The sequence below is a fragment of the Microbulbifer maximicatervae (SeqCode) genome (assembly GCF_052467825.1).
Window position 1 is genome coordinate 4,428,206 of record NZ_CP174327.1, and the last position, 17,473, is coordinate 4,445,678.

The window sequence follows — 17,473 nt, forward strand, 5'->3', positions numbered from 1 at the left end:
AGCTGTGGCCTTCAAGGCCCGCCCTTCGGGGCTTGCAGAGCGATGCACACTCCGCGTTGCGACTTCTTGAAAGGTCTAGACATTCCTGCGAAGCCGCGCCTTGATTGTGAACCGCTCTGCATGCCAGAGATATCACGGAGTTATTCAGAGGCTCCCTAACAAATTTAGACTCAAACCGAAACCACACCTAAGCCCTAAAAAGATCCACTAAGATCCACTAAAAGGTACAACAAAAATAAAAACTTGGTTATTATAGGTGCTGCGTAATTGCCCTACTAAAACTTTATTGATAGACCTAAACGGCAGCCCCTCAGGAACCAATCGCGCGGAGCGACATATGCCCATAAAAAGCTTAACAGCCACGAAGCCTGGCCCACTAAAACAGGTGGGCCAGGCGCGAAATACCTATCGTGAACATACGAGTAATTTCGCAAAAGCAGTTAGCAAGTGTAAGAAAATTGCTTTTGCCTCCACGCAACTGTTGAGTCCCAAGAAGATAGCTTTCAACCTTCCAAAGAAAATAGTCTTATGTAAAAGTACACTTACGAAATCAAGGATATTATTTTCAAGTGACTTTAAGAAAATAAACAGCACGCTAAAAACTAAGTCACTTGAGAACCCACCCTTAAAAAGTACCACTCCAGACAAAGCTAAAGAGGCTCCTTGCAAAGGAAAGTATCCGCACTTTAATGCGGACTTGAGAGAATCGGATCCATTGACCCCATCAGTTATATCCAAGCCCGATTCTACATCTCTATATTGGGATGATTTCAGCTCCTATAATTTGCAAGCACCTGATGGATTTCCCCGTACCCAGAGAGTACATTTAACCTGGGATGATTTTTGAATAGTGTCAATCAGGAACCGGGCTATTTTGCACTCTATTCAAGTGAAGTCATGAATGATAACCTGAATGAGGAGGCCGTGAGAGCTTTCGCCCCCGCCTGCGAACCTTGAAGGTTAACGATATTAGGCCCGGCTCGCAGTCCTTCTTACAAGGAGCAATGCAGCAGATACAATCTACAAGGTGTCATTCGGGGACTTTTTGATCGGTTTACGCCCAGCGTTGCACCACTTAAAAATCCATAGGCTCCTGTAAAGTCTTATCCTGATTATAAACCGCACCGAAAGACAGAGATAACGCAGAATTATTCGGAGACTCCCCGCCCCTGGAACACCCCTCACACCTGGCGATAGCTAAGGTATCCAGGCCTGATGTCCCGCCGCAAAACAAGCCGAAAGTATAGCCCCCGTCTGCCAGCCACGCTGAAGCGGCGGTATCAAGTGCTGATATCACTCGACCCGACTGCTCAATCCCACTGTTCAATTCAAACAATTACACCAAAGCCTTACACCACCAACAAAACCGTTGGCCGGGGAGCGATCAAATAAATGTCCAAAATATAAAAATATCAGTCCAATATCAAAAGATATTCCCATTTAAGGAATGTAGGGTACACATTTTTTCTTCAGGGACAGCTAGCCCGATATTATTTTAGTGGTATCACGGAGTTATTTGCCCCCCTTGGATGGACCTGTCGTGTCACGTTATGTTTTTTAACGGCGTCAAGCCGCAGTGTACATGAGGGTATGGTTTTAAGTTAATTCTAAGAACCTACGGAGCCTCTGAAAAATTCCGCAATACCTCTACGGGGCTTTCAGAGGCACCTTAGATTTTGCATTTGGAGAGAGCAGGTGTTGATAGTGGCATTAGCAATTAAAGGGTTAAGTGATGACTGGTAGAGGGTGTGCGCTTAAGCTGGCGCGTAAGTTTCAAGGCAGGCTTGCATGGGATTTTGATCAGGGTCTACCTGTGCTGGGTGTAAAAAAGGAGTTTAGCGCCTGTGTATGCTTAAGTGCCCATTGGGTTAAATATCGTTCCGATGGTAAGCATTTACACCATAGGCTGGGCGGTTATTTTGATAAAGGAGAATATATTTCATTCAATGACAATTTTTATAGTTATATTACACATTTAGATGTCCATTCACAGCTAGGGCCCAGCTCTTGGGACCATTATTTGCAACTACTGGGATTGAACAACCTGCATCTTGAGTGGAAAGGCGGGGAACTGGGTACCCTACCAGAGACTATATCAACGGCAAATAGTTGCTGTGCGATAATCGTCTTTTACTCAAAAAAGGATAAAAGTACTCCCCATACGGCCTCCGCATGGCTCTCCGGTGATGATGGACTGTTTTTCTTCGACCCCAATATTGGTGAACTCCAGTTTGGGTCTGGAGATAAATTTTCTACTTTCCTTCATCTGCTGATTAGCACCATATATAACACTGATGTTGAATATGACTCATGGAAAATTTGCTGGGTAAGAAATAGGTGAAAGCGGGTCGCTGGACGCATGCTCGCTAGAAACTCCAGCGAACCCTAGCAATTTAACCCGATTAGTTCGGGCCCGACCTGACAGAACGCCTCCTGGAAAACAAGCGACTACAAGGCCAAGCAAGAATCAATCCTGTTGAATCAACGAGAACAATCATAATTGGCCTTGAAGTGTTTCGGTAAAAACCGTCCGGCATTCCTGCTATTGAAGGAGAGGATTATCCGGAAGGCCTGACTACAAATTCCACTAACCCTGAAGGTAACAATATTTACAGAACAATTTATATCCTATGATACAGCTCGTAAAGAGACTGATTGGGTCGACAATTCATTCTTTTTAGTTCAGCCGTCACTACGTCGATTACTCCTCGCTGCATTTGCTGTTTTGGAGTTAGCTCATGTCTAATTCTACTCTGTGCCTCATCAATAATACCAATGGTCTTCTCAAAAAAAGCAAGCTCGTTGATATTCTGTTTAGCCCATATCAGCGAGCCAATGTGATATTTATGATATTCACTGTCCGAACTGTTAAATTTCTCTAGAAGGTCGTCAATAACTTTAGACCTAAATTCCGATGAATAATCGAAGACATTTGCATCCTCTTTATAATAAAAGCTTGTCAAAAGGGCCGCCTTTGCTTTATAGAAGTCTGGCGCTATATTTAAGCGATCCTCCTCCGGAAGGCCATTCAAGCTAAGGATAACCTCTTCAAATCCAACCGTTTCAAGCGCTGACTCCTCAACGCCTCCATCCGAACTATCACACTCCACAAGAGCACTCATAATATCCACCATCTTGACTTTTAACTCTTGGTACTTTGAGAAAAAAAGTGCCTCTGCCTTTGTGGATTTCTCTTTATCTTCAGCCGAATATTTTTTAAGCTGTATAGCCGCCCCCATCTGCTCTTTATCGTTTTTTAAGGAAGAAGAAACCTCCTCTTCTGCGCTGACACTCTTTGATGTTATCGCTGATGGAGCCTTAGTCATTGCGAGTGGCTTTTTGCTTACTAAACCCATCCTGGAGAATAGCGCTTCCCTTGCCTGCCTAAACCTTCCAGGCCTTGTTAACCTTCTTGTTGCATGGGCTTCTACTCTATTAGCGGGAGCGGTTTGCTTACTATTGACTTTTGAAAATGGATAGCTCATTTTTTTCCTTGGCTACAATGCCAATCTAATAGTGATATCTGATTGTTAAATTAAAAATATAGACTTAATAGTATCAATAACCCCAATGCTTGCCTTAAAGGAGCTGGGATCATTTTTCGTTTCTTCCATAGCCCAATACAGCTCATCTAAGCAATACTTGGTGCCTGAGGGCTCCAAATTTTTAGCCGGTTCACCTTCCTTTTCAGGGTTTCAAGGAGATCCATTCTGAATCCTTTTGAGCACTCCTCAAGTGTTATATTTTTTCATGATTGAAGCTTTTAATGAATTCTTCCATTGCCTTCCGCTCCGCAATCACAGTAGGTTGCAGGACAGGCGACATATAAATTGGTGTCGGATTAAAATTAAAAGCCTCCTATTCAGGGGCGGGCTTATTCGGACTTTGCACCTCTACCGCTACTGAATGAACATTCAATCGAGCCTTATCTGATTCTTTATGCTTTGAAAAAATTGCTTGCGCCCCCTCATATTTGTTTTTGCGCTCTGCATCTGTTTTAAACAGCAATTATCGCTTAGAGGCAGAAATCTTACTGGCAAAGGGAATAGATACAGGATTTTTAGCATCCCTTTCTTTACTTTTTTCGGGGAGCTGGCTCACATTAAGAAATTGCTTTTTCAGCTTATCCAGCTTTTCTTATTTTTGCTCTAGCAGATTAAGCCGTGAATTCTGGACCTGACCTCAATTATTATCAGAAGTCGCACCCGTTACCGCCTGTTTTTTTGCCACTTCCGATAGTTAAGGAGCCTCTTTCACTCCACATACAGTACATATTGATTAGAAAGAGTTGTCAGATAGGCCTCATTAACAATGAAGACTTATCAGCCATCACAGCATTATTGTCAATGTGCTTGGGGGATTGCTTGGGGCCGAAGCCAGCACAAGCTATCCCCCTTTGCTAACGCCAAGAATATTGGGTTTTGCCGGGGCTAACGCTAACGTAAATAGGTGAACGCATCTTCTCCAGCCTCACCATTCTCATTAAAGAGATTAACCTCCGCCTCAGAGCTACAATCGGAGTCATAGTCAGATTCATACACTAAATCGAACGCCACAATTTTTTGAGGCCTCTCGAATTTCGCTTTATACTCCTTAGCAAGCTCTTCCACCTTCTCACTTTTTTCATCCTTCGTGAAATTATCCCAATTCTTTAAAGATTTCTCAGTAGAGGGTGGGTTCTCCGGCAGCCCACTTTCTTTCTCTTTATTTTTGGCAAGAGAAGACACCTCTTCTCTTTTATCGACAGCAGTAACCGATGTAGGATTTTTAGGCTCTATTTCTTTATTTCCCCCCTGAGGCTGCCCCGCATTATTGAGCTGTTTCCCTAACTCAGCCTGCGCTTCACGCCTTCTATCCGCCACTCTATTCTGTGAATGACGAGCCTGGCCTCGATCATTATCGCCGGGCGCACTCGTTACCGCCTGCTTTTTTGTGGCGCTACCAATGGGTAATTCTGGGGGCATTTTTCACTCCATATACAGTTTATTTTTGCTGGAAAGGATGTCAGATAGGCCACTTTAACCTGAAGGGCTTAACATCAACCCTTTGCTCAAACTGAATTCTACCCCTATTCAACTTTCTGGATCTTTCACAAACGGCCCTAAATTTTTAAATTTTGAGCTTAAATGAGTTCCCTGGCACCGATTTTTAGGTGCGGGCAGTTCTGGTACGCAGTAAGCCAGGCCAGAAAATTTAACTTCCATCTAATTTAAAAACTACACTTAATGAGACATCCGACTATGCTGACTCTTTACGCCACACACCAAGTATGTCAGCTATGCTCAATAGCCAGTAGAAATCGACCCAAAGTCCATTACCTTTACATATTGAATGCCTGAAACCACCGAAAGCACGCCCCGTTCAACCAAACTATTTGTTACTATTAAATGTTAGAGGTGGTCGATACCTGGATTTATTATTTACATACATGCCAGCACTTTCACCTCCCTTAAAAACCACTGTGTAACACCCTACCATTAAAGAAACACATCAAGTTAAAAATATATCAACCGCCTTTTTTCTCCACCTGTCCGCTGCAGCCTCATCCCCTTCAAATAAATTTCTAACGAACTTACCTTGAGTCGCCAACCTATTAATAATAAATTCTGACGACCTTGGCAACTTTGCACTATCCCGCTCATGCCACTTCTTATCATTGGAATTAAAAAAATCTGCATAAATTTTTGCAAATTCATCCGTTAATCTAGTGAAACCCAGCTCACGCAACTCCTCAATTTTCTTATTAATCTCATCCGTGAAGCCTCCACCTTTAACAGGAGTCGGCGATCGATCCGATTTACGTGAATCAAATTGTTTAACTGTTGCATCAACTAAATATAATTTATTCGGATTCTTTTTATCCCGGACTATACATATCGCATGCCTAGCGTTATTGCCGGGCAAGGCATCTGCCAATTGATAGACTTTTGCTGACACATCTTGGAACTGCTCATTAAGCTTGTTCGCAATAAGCTCACTAAAAGGTCCACAGCACCCTCGAAGATGCGGACCATTGCCAAAGGACTCTCTTAGAAAGCCTATAGATTTTAATATTTGCGCCCGAGGGTTGCTGGGAGGGGCTACATTAGCTGATCTTATACTATCGGAAGCGGACACAAGTATAGGATTTTTAGGCTCTATTTCTTTATTTCCCCCCTGAGGCTGCCCCGCATTATTGAGCTGTTTCCCTAACTCAGCCTGCGCTTCACGCCTTCTATCCGCCACTCTATTCTGTGAATGACGAGCCTGGCCGCGATCATTATCGCCAGGCGCACTCGTTACAGCCTGCTTTTTTGTGGCGCTACCAATGGGTAATTCTGGGGGCATTTTTCACTCCATATACAGTTCATTTTTACTGGAAAGGATGTCAGATAGGCCACTTTAACCTGAAGGGCTTAACATCAACCCTTTGCTCAAGCTGAATTTTACCCCTATTCAACTTTCTGGATCTTTCACAAACGGCCCTAAATTTTTAAATTTTGAGCTTAAATGAGTTCCCTGGCACCGATTTTTAGGTGCGGGCAGCTCGGACGCTCAGCGAATCAAGGCTGAGGTTGAACCTCTATCTAGTTTAAAAGCTGTGCTTAATGACACGTCCGACTGGAACTAACCACAAAATAGAGATAGCCATCCCCTTCATCACCACAACCAATATTCCGCCCCCCCTAATAGGGAGCCCACTCTCACTAAAAGAGCCTTTGAGGAGGTATCCGTCGATTGGACAAGATTGACGTCATCTGCCCTTCAAGAGCCTGCTCGTGGGCAGATTCGAAACTGAGATGAACTACGCAAGCGTGGCCTACTTGCGGCTCCCAGCTGTGTTCGACGCAACAGGCTTGAACATAACCAAGCCAAATTCAAACTGCGATCAAAAGCGCTTAAAGCCAAGGTAGTTGAGAAGGGGGTGAGCCTAGTGGAATCGCAGATTCAAGCTTTGGAAAGAATGCAGCGTGACTGCAACCTCAAGTGAAATTGATGCTTAACGCCCCAGCCATCCAAGCTCGCAGGGGACACTTAAGGATCTTGAACGTGTTTATCAACGCGTCGTTTGTCAATACCCATGCAAAGGTTACCCATTGCTATCTGTGCACCACTAAGGCACAAATCACGGCAGTAACTTCTTTGAACAATCGAGTATTGTCGTTTCCCATCATAAATAACCTGCCGGTACTGCATACCCTATCTGGCCAGAGTACTGGATATTGCGGAACGCTGGGGCAGCATAATTATCAGTTGTACTTAAGTATTAATGGAATAAAACATCCACAAGCGAATATACATCCGTTCACGCCGCAAAAAACATTTTATAAGAACTCTAGCAGCCTTCATTACGACGATAGATCTATGGGTTAATAGAAGAGCTTCAAAAGGATTTGGGGAAATAGCTAGTATATTGCCATAATGATCACACTCGGCAGGAACAGAGTATTGTGAGCGCACACCGACGACAACCCTTGCAGAGGGTAAAAGCATCCGGAAAGATAATTTCACAAACTGAATTAGACCTGACAGAACACCTTATAAGAAATCGGTAACTATCAGGTCTAAACTAATCGAACCTAGGAATCCCTAATCCTTCCCAGGTCACCCCGGCAAACCATAGACCAACAAAGTTCTATTTTTAGTATTTAACAAAACGCTTACATTCGTTGCTGAATTATCCAGATCGATAATGTTAACATTCCTTCCTGTCTTTTCAATTGCTTTAGCTATCGCGGAGGCTCTAACATAATTTCTTTTTGATCCCGGTCTTCTAACAATAAATACCTCACTACCACTTTCTATATTTAAAATATCCGTGCTAAGCCCACCATCTCTAGATACTATAATGCCAAGATAGTGAGCAAGGGTACATTGACCATTCTTATCAAATACAACCACGGGAGTACAAGGAGCAAAAGACGAGGAACAAAGATGACTAACCTGCTCCGGGTTAACCGTTTTATATTTGGAGGTAGGTACACTTTGAGCAGTTATTTGCTTGCCGGCCAAATTGAAGTTAACCAACCCACCTACATTATCTTCAAGCTCTCTTATGCGGCTTTCAAGGATAGGCTTAAAAATCACATTCAAGCCAGTAGCTTGCTTCGTATTACAATCGGCCATAATCTCCGCAATTTCTTCATCAGCAGCATCTGTCGGCGGAATTTTTTCAGACTTATTTCGTGCCTGTATTTGACTGGCAACAGCCTTAAAAGCATTTGGAAAACGCAAACTATAATTATTGTAAGATAATCCATAGCCAATCAACCTAGAAAATTTCAACCTCCTATCTTTTACAACTACCCTCTCGTCTTTATTTCTCTGCAAGGATTCTGAAGGCTTTTTTTGAGAAATTCCTGTAGATATTCTTAAGTTTGTCATAGAGTCACTTAATACTTGAAATCAAGTCCCATTTAATCAAAGTTGATATTTCTTATACCTTAAAAGATCTCTGCAACTCAACGCCTTAATAAAAATATGTCCAATATTGAAAAAAACAACCCAAAGCATAAAAATATGCTGCCGATAATTAAATTGCGAAAGCAAGCTGTAGTGCGCTTCTATATACTCGAAGATGAAGCCGAGGACCATTAACGTCCTTTTTATTGCTGACCCTTAATTAGAAGGTCAAGCTTACCCTAAAATATTGATAGCCGGTGTTTTCACAGTCGCGTCAAATAGTATTTACTGTTATTTTATTCTTTTTTTAAGGAATCTGCTTCCATAGCCCTCCACCCTCAATATACTCTCAAGTTCTTCACTATAACAAGTACTGCCCGTCCAAACATTTCTAAAGCTTTTACCATAAAATAATTTAGTAAACACCTGAAAGTCAGTTACTTCAGCAAAGGTTGCCTCCTATCCCTATATCAGCCTGTACTCGTTGTTTATGCAAGCATATTAAAGATCTGCGTGTTGGTAGATCTGGGTCAGGGCGGCTGTGAGTAATTCCATGATGCATCCAGACTTCAGAGCAGGCCAAAATCTATGCACGACCTTGTAAGAAGGCCTAGACCTTTCAACAGGTCGCAATACGGGGTGTGAATCTCCATGAAAACTCCATAGCGCTAGGCTTAACGGTAACACGTTGCAGCTCTTACAATGGTAGGTTTATCCGCAGCGAGTGCGGCCTAGCCTCTGTAGCCTTTAAGTTCCGTAGAGGCATCGTGGGATTATTCAGCAACTAGCCCATCACTAAAATCAGTTAGGCACCGAGAGTTTGAATTGTTGAGTAAGAATTTATTAAGAAGTGCGATTTAAACCATACTGCATTCATCGCTCAGTAATGATGGAGCTTCTCGACTCCCGGCATTATCCATTTGCCATTCAAAAAGGTATCCGATGGATTGTAGATACGAAGAGTTAAGCTGAACTCACCTTTTGGGGAGGGCAGCCAGTTTGTAATGTTCCCTTTCGGTGCCTTATTGGCGATCAAAATACTTAAGGCCCCATCCGGGCCAACGATCAGAGGGTCTCGGCTGCTGAGAAGGTAGCGATTTATCGGATTATTTACCAGATAGCCATCAACATCATAGAGCGTCAGGGACCAAAAGGCATTACCTGGTGGTGCTGATGGAAATACCAGTCGATAGCTGTTTTCTCCATCGAGAAATTCTCCCCGACTATCCACGTAAGTCGTTGGGTATACTGCTTCATCCGGTTTTAGCGCACCAAGGCCCGCCATGGCAACGCCCGCACGAGTGGCATAATTGGTGCCATACTCACCAATCGTATCCCGCCAGACTCTCCAACCATTTTCAAGGTTATCTTGTCGCCTGCTTTCAGTTGCCTCATGAAGACGTTGGTTAGCAATATTGGATCCCATAGTGAGAGCCACACGCCGCCACCAAGGCAGCCTATCCAGCGAGAAATCATTTTTAGTCAGCAAATCAAAGCGCATTAAATTTTTTAATGCAAGCGGGTCCTTGGGCACGATGGCCTGTTTTCGCAACAAGCTAACAAATTGCTGAAAAAACTCGTCGACAGAAAGCTTGTCGACAAAAGCCTTGGGGTTATCATGCTGATTAATCCGGCTCTCGCTAATTACCGTTGATGGAAACGATTCACCGTCAGGCCAGCGAGACAAGGGGGTAATTGCAAACCCCTCTTGGATGGTAGCTACATTGGCTACATCCTCATAACTATAGATTTCAATGCGGCCTATCATCCACACCATTAAAGTAGGAGAACGAATAACCTCAAGATCATCCGGTACTGAACCACTCCACTCGGGCCCAACCAATAAATATTCACCCGATTCACCATTATTAGAGGAAGTACCTATGCTACCAAAAACATTGGTCCAAGCATCCATAAATGGCAGTATGTAATAGCGCTCCATCGCTGGCACAGAAATAACCATGGGACCATCAGTAAGATCAAACCATACTACGCTGTAAAGCGTATCATTATTGGGTCTTACCACATTTCGAAAGGTATGATCCGGAAAACTGTGCATATGGTATAGGTGATTAGATTCCCTTCCGGATACGAAATCGACAGCCATACTTTGACGGGTAGCCTCCATCACTACCAAAGGGTAAGCAAACAAGTAGGCGTTAGCCCCTTGTTTGAGAATCTTAAAACTATACCAGCCAATGATCGCCCCTAGAAAAACTGCAACCACCAAGACACCAGTAAATTTATTCATAGATTATTATGTACTTGTTATTGAATAAAATTATGCCCCTATAACGCTAGCGATACACATAAGACAACAAAAAATAGCCACCTGAATTAGGCCGAAATTAGGCTCCAGATTTTTCACTACTCGATTAATTTTTATTATTTTCTTAGGTGAAGCATTTGTAGCTGCACACCCAATATTGCATCTAAAGGCCACATTTTCGCAACCTTTCAATCCATCAATATACATTATCACAATTACTAACAGGCGCAAGCATCTATCTGCGGAAACTTGCAACCTATAAAGTCCACCAAGATTTAACTCCGCAGACCACAAAACCTATCCCAAAAACGTATAGAATTTACAGTTTCAAGCACCATCTACCTTGATGTCGTATAACGCACTTATTCGCAAACCTATATTCCAGTAGAGTATCTATAACTCCCACCCCAAACATAAAAAAGCAAAGAAATAATCCTACCCAACAAATAAACACACAAAATAACTACCAAAATACAAAGTTGCTCGTCCATACGGTTAATTCAGAAATATTATCTATACCAACCAACCTAAACGCTTCAAGAAAACACCTTCCGGCGAAACAATAGCTTTAATTATGAGTTGTATGAAGCTGTATGTAACCATTGTTCTCCTGGGTTACTTCTGCGCACAATCTCTCACAGTGCACCCATCTTAAAGTGGATTCTCCTGATGACGAGCTAACCGGAAGCAAATGATAACTTTTGAGCAGAGCCACTGGTTGTGAGACGCCAATTACAAATGTGGGAATTCTAGAGACAATATTCAATCGCTTTTACGATTTGAAAGGGACACACCAATACTACGGATAATCAAACGTCAATTTAAACATACAGACTTATAGCTATGGCGTACGGATCTTATAACCAATTACATTTCACACAAATTTACAAAGTAAAATATAGACTGACACCCTCAGAAACAACGTAAATACGCAACTAAATAGCAGCCGATACCAGCCAGTTAGCGGCTGGCATCTTTCACATAGCTTATTTGTCATTACAAAAATCTTTACATAACGTCATCCAACATACCTTTTTACGTAAGCATCAACTGCCCAGTAGCCCGTGTATTGACTCCCCCCAGACATATAAGCAGTCCGATAATAGCTTTCAAAAAAGCGGAAGAAATCATCTCTGGTTGAAAAACGATACTCACCGTAATTGGGATCAAAAAATAGTGCTCCCACCTCCGTACGCCACGGGACATTGGGGTTAGACAGCCAAGCGGCCACACTGTGCGCCGCTCCCATCGAAAACATCCCCATTTTAATGCGCCCTCCGAAAGTTATCATTGCATATGCATCATATAAATTGCGTAGCTGCAATGATAAAGCAATATTATTTGGGGGCTCCCGTCTTAGTGCAGGCCGGGGCTGTCCCGGTATAATCTCAACCCTATTAGCAGCCATTCTATCTACAGAGGAATCACTCCAAGCCAACTTGTATTCAAGGCCGTGCCATATCAACCATTCCTTAATTTCTTCAGATTGACGACCGGTCGCTCTCCAGGCCTTAAACTGTTTTGCTACTTTCATTAGATGAGTTATATTTAAGGACTGGTACCTTATATATGTAAACGGTCCAAGCTTTACTCGCTTCGGATACAACCCCAATTGAGCAGGTAAGCTTGTTTCATCCAGGGCATTCGTCTTAACCCAGTTCGCCGATAGGCCTTCACAAATTCCCTTTGGACTATGGATTGCATACCATGGGTAAACACGCAATCGTGTTGTAGTCTGTGTAAACGCCCAAGTTTTTACTCCACCGTACATCCTCGCAATTCGATCAATGTGCATAAATTCAAATCCTTTTTTCAAGCATTAATTTATTTACATCTACGAAAATCTGAAGCTTTCAGGTATCACACACCATCTACTATTAGCCACCTTTTCCACGAGAACCGTATATATCAACTGCGACCTATTGGATCCCAGCCCTTGAGGATTTTATGCTAAGGATTTCCGCCTGCATGACATCTAGGGTGTTTGATTGGCTAGATTGCTCAACTACAGGTTAGCCCTCCCTGGTAGATATAGTACTAATTACCCTTTAACCTCCTTTTAATATCGACATTAAATATATTGCTACCATTAATACCTACGCAGGTATCAAGTACAACCTTCCATAGCTTACTGACGATTGTATGGTTACCTACAGAGACTATTTTATAATCAAGGTACCTCCATGGGACTCAAACAGGTCTAAATCCACGGGATATAGAGGTACCTTTTTTAAATTAAAAGCCGGCCTTTTGGTTCAAAGTTGCAAGTCCACTTACTAGGCCATTAGCAATCCCCTAAATTAGTTCCTTCTCAATATTTTTAGAGTTAAACGAAATATATCACCTACAAGAACTACTTTTCCAAACTCTATCAATAAGGCAGGAGTCATAACCAAACTTGGGCCTGTAGTATCGAGTAAGCAATATATTAAAAAATAGGAAAAAATGCTCTCGGTCCTGAAACCAAAATTCACCAAAATTTGGATCAAAGAAAAGTGCATCTTGCTGCAACTGATTAAATGTCGGAGCCCCTACCCATGCGGCCATTGAGTGTGCATCGGCGACTCTTTCATTTGGGCGCCTCATACTCGAATAACTTAATAGGATCGATGCATATGCACCATTGATTTTTGCCAGTTCTAGTCGTGCATAACCAAACTCTTTGCCTTTATTTTTCCCCCAAGACAATACCTTCAGCCCATTTAGACTTAGCCACCTTTGGTAATACTTTTCCCAGTCACCTGACTTACTCCATTCATCTTGCCTACTCTTTATTCGTAAATAAGCATGAACATTGAATGGAATATACGCTCCACTCCAACCTTTGACACCGCCAAGGGTATTAACCAAATGGTCGTCATAAGCATGATGCTTGATCCAATCGGCAGAAAAGGACTGGGACATACTATTAAAACCAAGCCAAAACCCGACACTCGTTCCAGACCCTGCTTGGTTTAAATCCCAAGTACACACTCCGTTAAGCTGTCTAGCCAAATCATAAACACTATTAAACATATTTTACTACTACTCAAATAATTTGTTGTTAGTGCAATAAACGCACACAGTTCTTACGCAGGGATATCATTTACGCTCTTTTCCCTTCAAATTGACTCTTGCTGAAATCTCAAGTGCAGCGTGTTAGAAGTGATAAGCTTACGGGCAAAAATTAGGCAGAACTTTAGATAATGGGTGGGAATTTTTAGATTTTGGCCATAATTTAATAACAGCCAAATACAGGGAGCATCTAGAAGAATGGGAAAGCTAAGGGGGGATGTAGCCGTGTTCTGGATGGCGAAAACAGGCGACATCCGCTGTGTCGCCTGCTTCTGCAATCTATCAATTCTTAGTCATGCATTGGGTTGCGAAGAATTGGGCAAACCGCGTCTTCATTCTTAGCCATATATTGCTGGTGGTACTCCTCGGCGTAGTAGAACGGTTGAGCCATGCTAATTTCGGTGGTGATTGACCCACGATCTTTGGCGTCCAACGCTTCCTGCACAGCCGCCCTGCTCGCTTCCGCCTCCTGTTTCTGGCCTTCGTTCAGACAGAAAACACAGGAACGGTACTGGGAGCCGATATCATTACCCTGGCGCATACCCTGGGTTGGGTCATGGTGATCCCAAAAGATCCGCAGGAGCTCTGCGTAGCTCACCTTTTTGGGATCAAAGATTACTTTCACCACCTCTGCGTGCCCGGTACGGCCGGTGCAGACTTCATCGTAGTTCGGGTTTTCAGTGGCGCCATCGGTGTAGCCAACGGCAGTGGCAAACACACCATCCGTATCCCAGAACACATGCTCTGCGCCCCAGAAGCATCCCATACCAAAAATGGCGACTTCCAGGTGCTCGGGGAATGGTTCTTTAATGGTGTTGCCATTTACAAAGTGGGTGCCACTGATCTCCATCGGCTGGGGCCGGCCGGGCAGCACCTGGTCCGCATCGGGTATCTGAAATTTGTCGTATTGCATACTGTTTTCTCAAGTGCAGGTATTTTCTTTTGTCAGGATAGCTCGAAGGCGCTTATCCTCCCAGATCCAGGGAGCCTCTGGATAATTCCGTGGTGCCTCTGGCTTTCAGAGTGTGAATCGCTCTGAAAGCCCCGTAGGGCGGGTCTTGAAGGCCACAGCTGCTACCTTGCAGCTCTTGGCCATTCGCTGGCGAGCTGTGCATAAGCTTTGCAGCCTTCAAGACCCGCAGAGACCTTACGGAATTATTCAGAGGCTTCCTTACTATATTAATCCGCGAATCAAGTAGTTAAGAGGACTCTATGATACGCAGAACAAACATTGGCAGATCAACACTATAAGGAGTCGTCATTGGCGCGCTTAATCTTACTGATTTTAATCGCCATCGGTGCCTGGTATCTCTGGCAAAAAATCAAATCTAGCTCACCGCAGGAGCGGCGCAAGCAGATATTTATGGCCTGTATCGCCGGTGTCGCCGTAATAGTGGTTGTGCTGGCTATCACCGGGCGCCTGCATTGGGTAGGAGCAGCGCTCGTGCTCATTCTTCCTGTGTTGGGCCGTTTACTCAGTCAGCTCTCCCGTTATTTACCTTGGTTGATGCCATTGTTTGAAAAGTATTCAAGCAGGCGCCCAAATCCAGGGGCCACTCAACATCCGCCGCCACACAACGCCGAGGGCCCGCCACTCTCGGAACACGAAGCGCGCCGAATCCTTGGCGTTGACGCCGATGCTGGCAGAGATGAAATCATTAGTGCACACCGCAAATTGATCCAAAAACTCCACCCAGATCGCGGCGGCAACGATTACCTGGCATCGCGTATCAACGCCGCTAAGGAGTTACTACTGAGCATTCTTGGTTAAACCTTACAAAGCAGGTGGATATACCTGGCCAATTGCCGATAGGGGTCCACCTGGGAGTATTCAAGCTCCTTTTCCACAATGGCCGACGCGGGCAACTTTTCCCGGATTGATGGCGTCATAAAATCGTGGAAGCAGCGGATGCCGCTGTGACAAGCCACAGAAAAGCCCGCTTCGGTCAGCCAGTCTTCCACCCATTCCGGCAGCAGTGGATTCTGTGGTGTGAGGCTGCCAGGGTGGCCACCCCAGTTATCCCCTTCAATATTGCGGTCCAACTGGCGAAAGCTGCCCCGCTGTAATAGACGGAACTCAAGGGCACGTCGATTGTAGAAAGTGAGCGAAAGATGCCCACCAGGCTTTAACAGGCTGCGCAGCTGCTGCAACGCCTGTTGCGGCTGCTCCAACCATTCCAACACAGCGTGGCAAATTACCAGGTCGGCGTCCTTTAACGCTTCTACTTGCGGCAGTTCTTGCAGGGGTTTATGCAGCAAGGTCATTTGCTTTTGCAAATGGCGCTGGCGAATTTCCGCATCCGCGAGTTCAAGCATCTGCGCAGAAATATCTGCGAGAAAAACCTCGTGCCCAGCCTCAGCCAGATCCATGGCAAAGTGGCCCTGGCCGCCCCCAGCGTCAACGATTTTTAGAATGCGCTGCTCGCTCCCCAACAGCGGCGCCAGATCCCGGTTGAGCACTGCCAAGCGGATATCCCCTTTAAGGCCGCCATAGATACGGTTGCGAAAACGGTGAGCGAGATCGTCAAAGTTTCGATCTTTACGCAGGCTGTCACCCATCGGAGCCCTCACCTTGCAAAGCCTCATTGCAACGGCGGCGGTTCTCGGCGAATTTGCGCTGTAGCGCCTCTTCCATATCAACCCCCAGTACAGCGGCCAGTTTGCTCAAGTACATCTGAATATCCGCCAGTTCAGCGGCAACTTGCTCGGCCTTGTCGCCTGCCATTAGATCCTGGATATCTTTATCACTGCACCATTGAAAGTGTCGCCCTAACTCTGCAACTTCCACAGATAGCGCCATGGCCAGGTTTTTTGGGGTATGCAGTGACTGCCAGCCGCGCATTTCAGCGACTTCATCAAAAGCCGCCAGGATTTCACGGTCTTTCATCGAATTTTTTCCTCTGCTGGCGCTCCAGCCCGCCCTCCCGGGCCGCCAAAATTGAATTCAGTGCGCGGGACAAAAACTCACGCCTGTATAAAACACAGACAACAAACAGATAGCCGGCAACAAACAGGATTGGGTGGATAAACCAGCCCAGCACTGACATTGAGAAATAATAAGAGCGCAGACCGTAGTTGTAACTGTGGCCCGCATGGTCAATCACCTTGGCTGTACTGATGGCAAATCGGCGTCGCTCTTCCTCAGATAGATCACCGGTTTCCGGCGGCGGTGCTGCGCCAATAAGTACATTGGCGAAGGAGTACTGGCGCAGTGACCAGGTAAAATTGAAAAAGGCGAAGATAAAAATCAGGATCAACAACATCACCTTGAGCTCAAACTGCTCAACGGTGGTGGGCTCCGCAAAAGGCAAACTGGTAAGCACTTCGATGGCGGCCTTGTTCGCCGTCAAAGCCGTCACTAAACCCGCCAGGATAAGAATACTGGTGGAGGCAAAAAAACCAATGACCCGCTCCAGGTTACTGAGAATAGCGGTATCCGCCATGCGCATATCCCTATCGAGCATACGCATCATCCATTCAACGCGGTACCACTGAAGCGATGAAGTAAGACACCAGGTTTCTTTGGCTTTTTTTCGCGCAAAAACGGTGTAACCCACCCATGTGATAAAAAAGCCAATGACACTGGCAATATCCAACCAGGACAACCTCTAATATCTCCGTGTTCGTCTACATTTATGCCGTAGCTTCGGCAAGCGAAGTCTTCGCCCTACTGGCATCCTTGTCAACACTGTCTTTCCGATGTGTGCAAGCGGTAGAATAGCGCCCTTTCGCCGGCAGCAGTGGCCGGCCAGAAAATTCATATAACTC

At 44.6% G+C, this 17,473-nt stretch carries 14 protein-coding genes; 3 read left to right on the forward strand and 11 right to left on the reverse strand.

What is annotated here, in order from left to right:
- Positions 1 to 337 precede the first annotated feature (337 nt).
- Both ACJJII_RS19680 and ACJJII_RS19685 read left to right on the forward strand, forming a co-directional pair.
- Positions 338 to 847 carry a hypothetical protein gene (locus tag ACJJII_RS19680; RefSeq protein ID WP_444917429.1) on the forward strand — a complete coding sequence of 170 codons (510 nt, stop codon included), beginning with the start codon at positions 338 to 340 and terminating at the stop codon, positions 845 to 847.
- Positions 848 to 1,732: 885 nt separating this feature from the next.
- Positions 1,733 to 2,341, forward strand: a complete 609-nt coding sequence (locus ACJJII_RS19685; protein WP_444917430.1) for a YopT-type cysteine protease domain-containing protein — start codon at positions 1,733 to 1,735, stop codon at positions 2,339 to 2,341.
- Positions 2,342 to 2,621: 280 nt separating this feature from the next.
- Here the strand turns inward: ACJJII_RS19685 and ACJJII_RS19690 are convergent, their stop codons facing one another.
- The 8 genes from ACJJII_RS19690 to msrA form a co-directional block, all read right to left on the reverse strand.
- Positions 2,622 to 3,485 (reverse strand): hypothetical protein, encoded by an 864-nt coding sequence (locus ACJJII_RS19690; RefSeq protein WP_444917431.1) that lies wholly within the window; start codon positions 3,483 to 3,485, stop codon positions 2,622 to 2,624.
- A 951-nt stretch (positions 3,486 to 4,436) separates the two neighbouring features.
- Positions 4,437 to 4,964, reverse strand: coding sequence for a hypothetical protein (locus tag ACJJII_RS19695; RefSeq protein WP_444917432.1), 528 nt, complete (start codon positions 4,962 to 4,964; stop codon positions 4,437 to 4,439).
- 526 nt (positions 4,965 to 5,490) lie between these two features.
- Positions 5,491 to 6,327, reverse strand: a complete 837-nt coding sequence (locus tag ACJJII_RS19700) for a hypothetical protein (protein WP_444917433.1) — start codon at positions 6,325 to 6,327, stop codon at positions 5,491 to 5,493.
- Positions 6,328 to 7,584: 1,257 nt separating this feature from the next.
- Complete coding sequence (locus tag ACJJII_RS19705; RefSeq protein ID WP_444917434.1) at positions 7,585 to 8,364, reverse strand: hypothetical protein; 780 nt, start codon at positions 8,362 to 8,364, stop codon at positions 7,585 to 7,587.
- A gap of 898 nt (positions 8,365 to 9,262) precedes the next feature.
- Complete coding sequence (locus tag ACJJII_RS19710; protein WP_444917435.1) at positions 9,263 to 10,633, reverse strand: DUF1254 domain-containing protein; 1,371 nt, start codon at positions 10,631 to 10,633, stop codon at positions 9,263 to 9,265.
- A gap of 1,036 nt (positions 10,634 to 11,669) precedes the next feature.
- On the reverse strand, positions 11,670 to 12,446 hold the full coding sequence (locus ACJJII_RS19715) for a hypothetical protein (protein WP_444917436.1): 777 nt from the start codon (positions 12,444 to 12,446) through the stop codon (positions 11,670 to 11,672).
- Positions 12,447 to 12,991: 545 nt separating this feature from the next.
- Complete coding sequence (locus ACJJII_RS19720) at positions 12,992 to 13,666, reverse strand: YopT-type cysteine protease domain-containing protein (protein ID WP_444917437.1); 675 nt, start codon at positions 13,664 to 13,666, stop codon at positions 12,992 to 12,994.
- A gap of 328 nt (positions 13,667 to 13,994) precedes the next feature.
- Positions 13,995 to 14,618, reverse strand: a complete 624-nt coding sequence (msrA, locus tag ACJJII_RS19725; RefSeq protein WP_282932528.1) for a peptide-methionine (S)-S-oxide reductase MsrA — start codon at positions 14,616 to 14,618, stop codon at positions 13,995 to 13,997.
- Positions 14,619 to 14,966: 348 nt separating this feature from the next.
- Between msrA and ACJJII_RS19730 the strand changes: the two genes are divergently transcribed.
- The gene (locus ACJJII_RS19730; RefSeq protein ID WP_444917438.1) at positions 14,967 to 15,476 is read left to right on the forward strand and encodes a DnaJ domain-containing protein; all 510 of its coding nucleotides are present in this window, start codon (positions 14,967 to 14,969) and stop codon (positions 15,474 to 15,476) included.
- Here ACJJII_RS19730 and ACJJII_RS19735 read toward each other — a convergent pair.
- Genes ACJJII_RS19735 through ACJJII_RS19745 form a run of 3 tightly spaced genes read right to left on the reverse strand, consistent with a single transcriptional unit; the run spans position 15,473 to position 17,310 of the window.
- Entirely contained in the window at positions 15,473 to 16,264 is a 792-nt protein-coding gene (locus tag ACJJII_RS19735) for a methyltransferase (protein WP_444917439.1), read from the reverse strand. The two genes, ACJJII_RS19730 and ACJJII_RS19735, sit on opposite strands and share 4 nt — an antisense overlap.
- Entirely contained in the window at positions 16,257 to 16,592 is a 336-nt protein-coding gene (locus ACJJII_RS19740) for a nucleotide pyrophosphohydrolase (RefSeq protein WP_444917440.1), read from the reverse strand. The genes ACJJII_RS19735 and ACJJII_RS19740 overlap by 8 nt, the downstream gene beginning before the upstream one ends.
- The gene (locus tag ACJJII_RS19745) at positions 16,579 to 17,310 is read right to left on the reverse strand and encodes a DUF599 domain-containing protein (RefSeq protein WP_108733516.1); all 732 of its coding nucleotides are present in this window, start codon (positions 17,308 to 17,310) and stop codon (positions 16,579 to 16,581) included. The genes ACJJII_RS19740 and ACJJII_RS19745 overlap by 14 nt, the downstream gene beginning before the upstream one ends.
- Positions 17,311 to 17,473 lie beyond the last annotated feature (163 nt).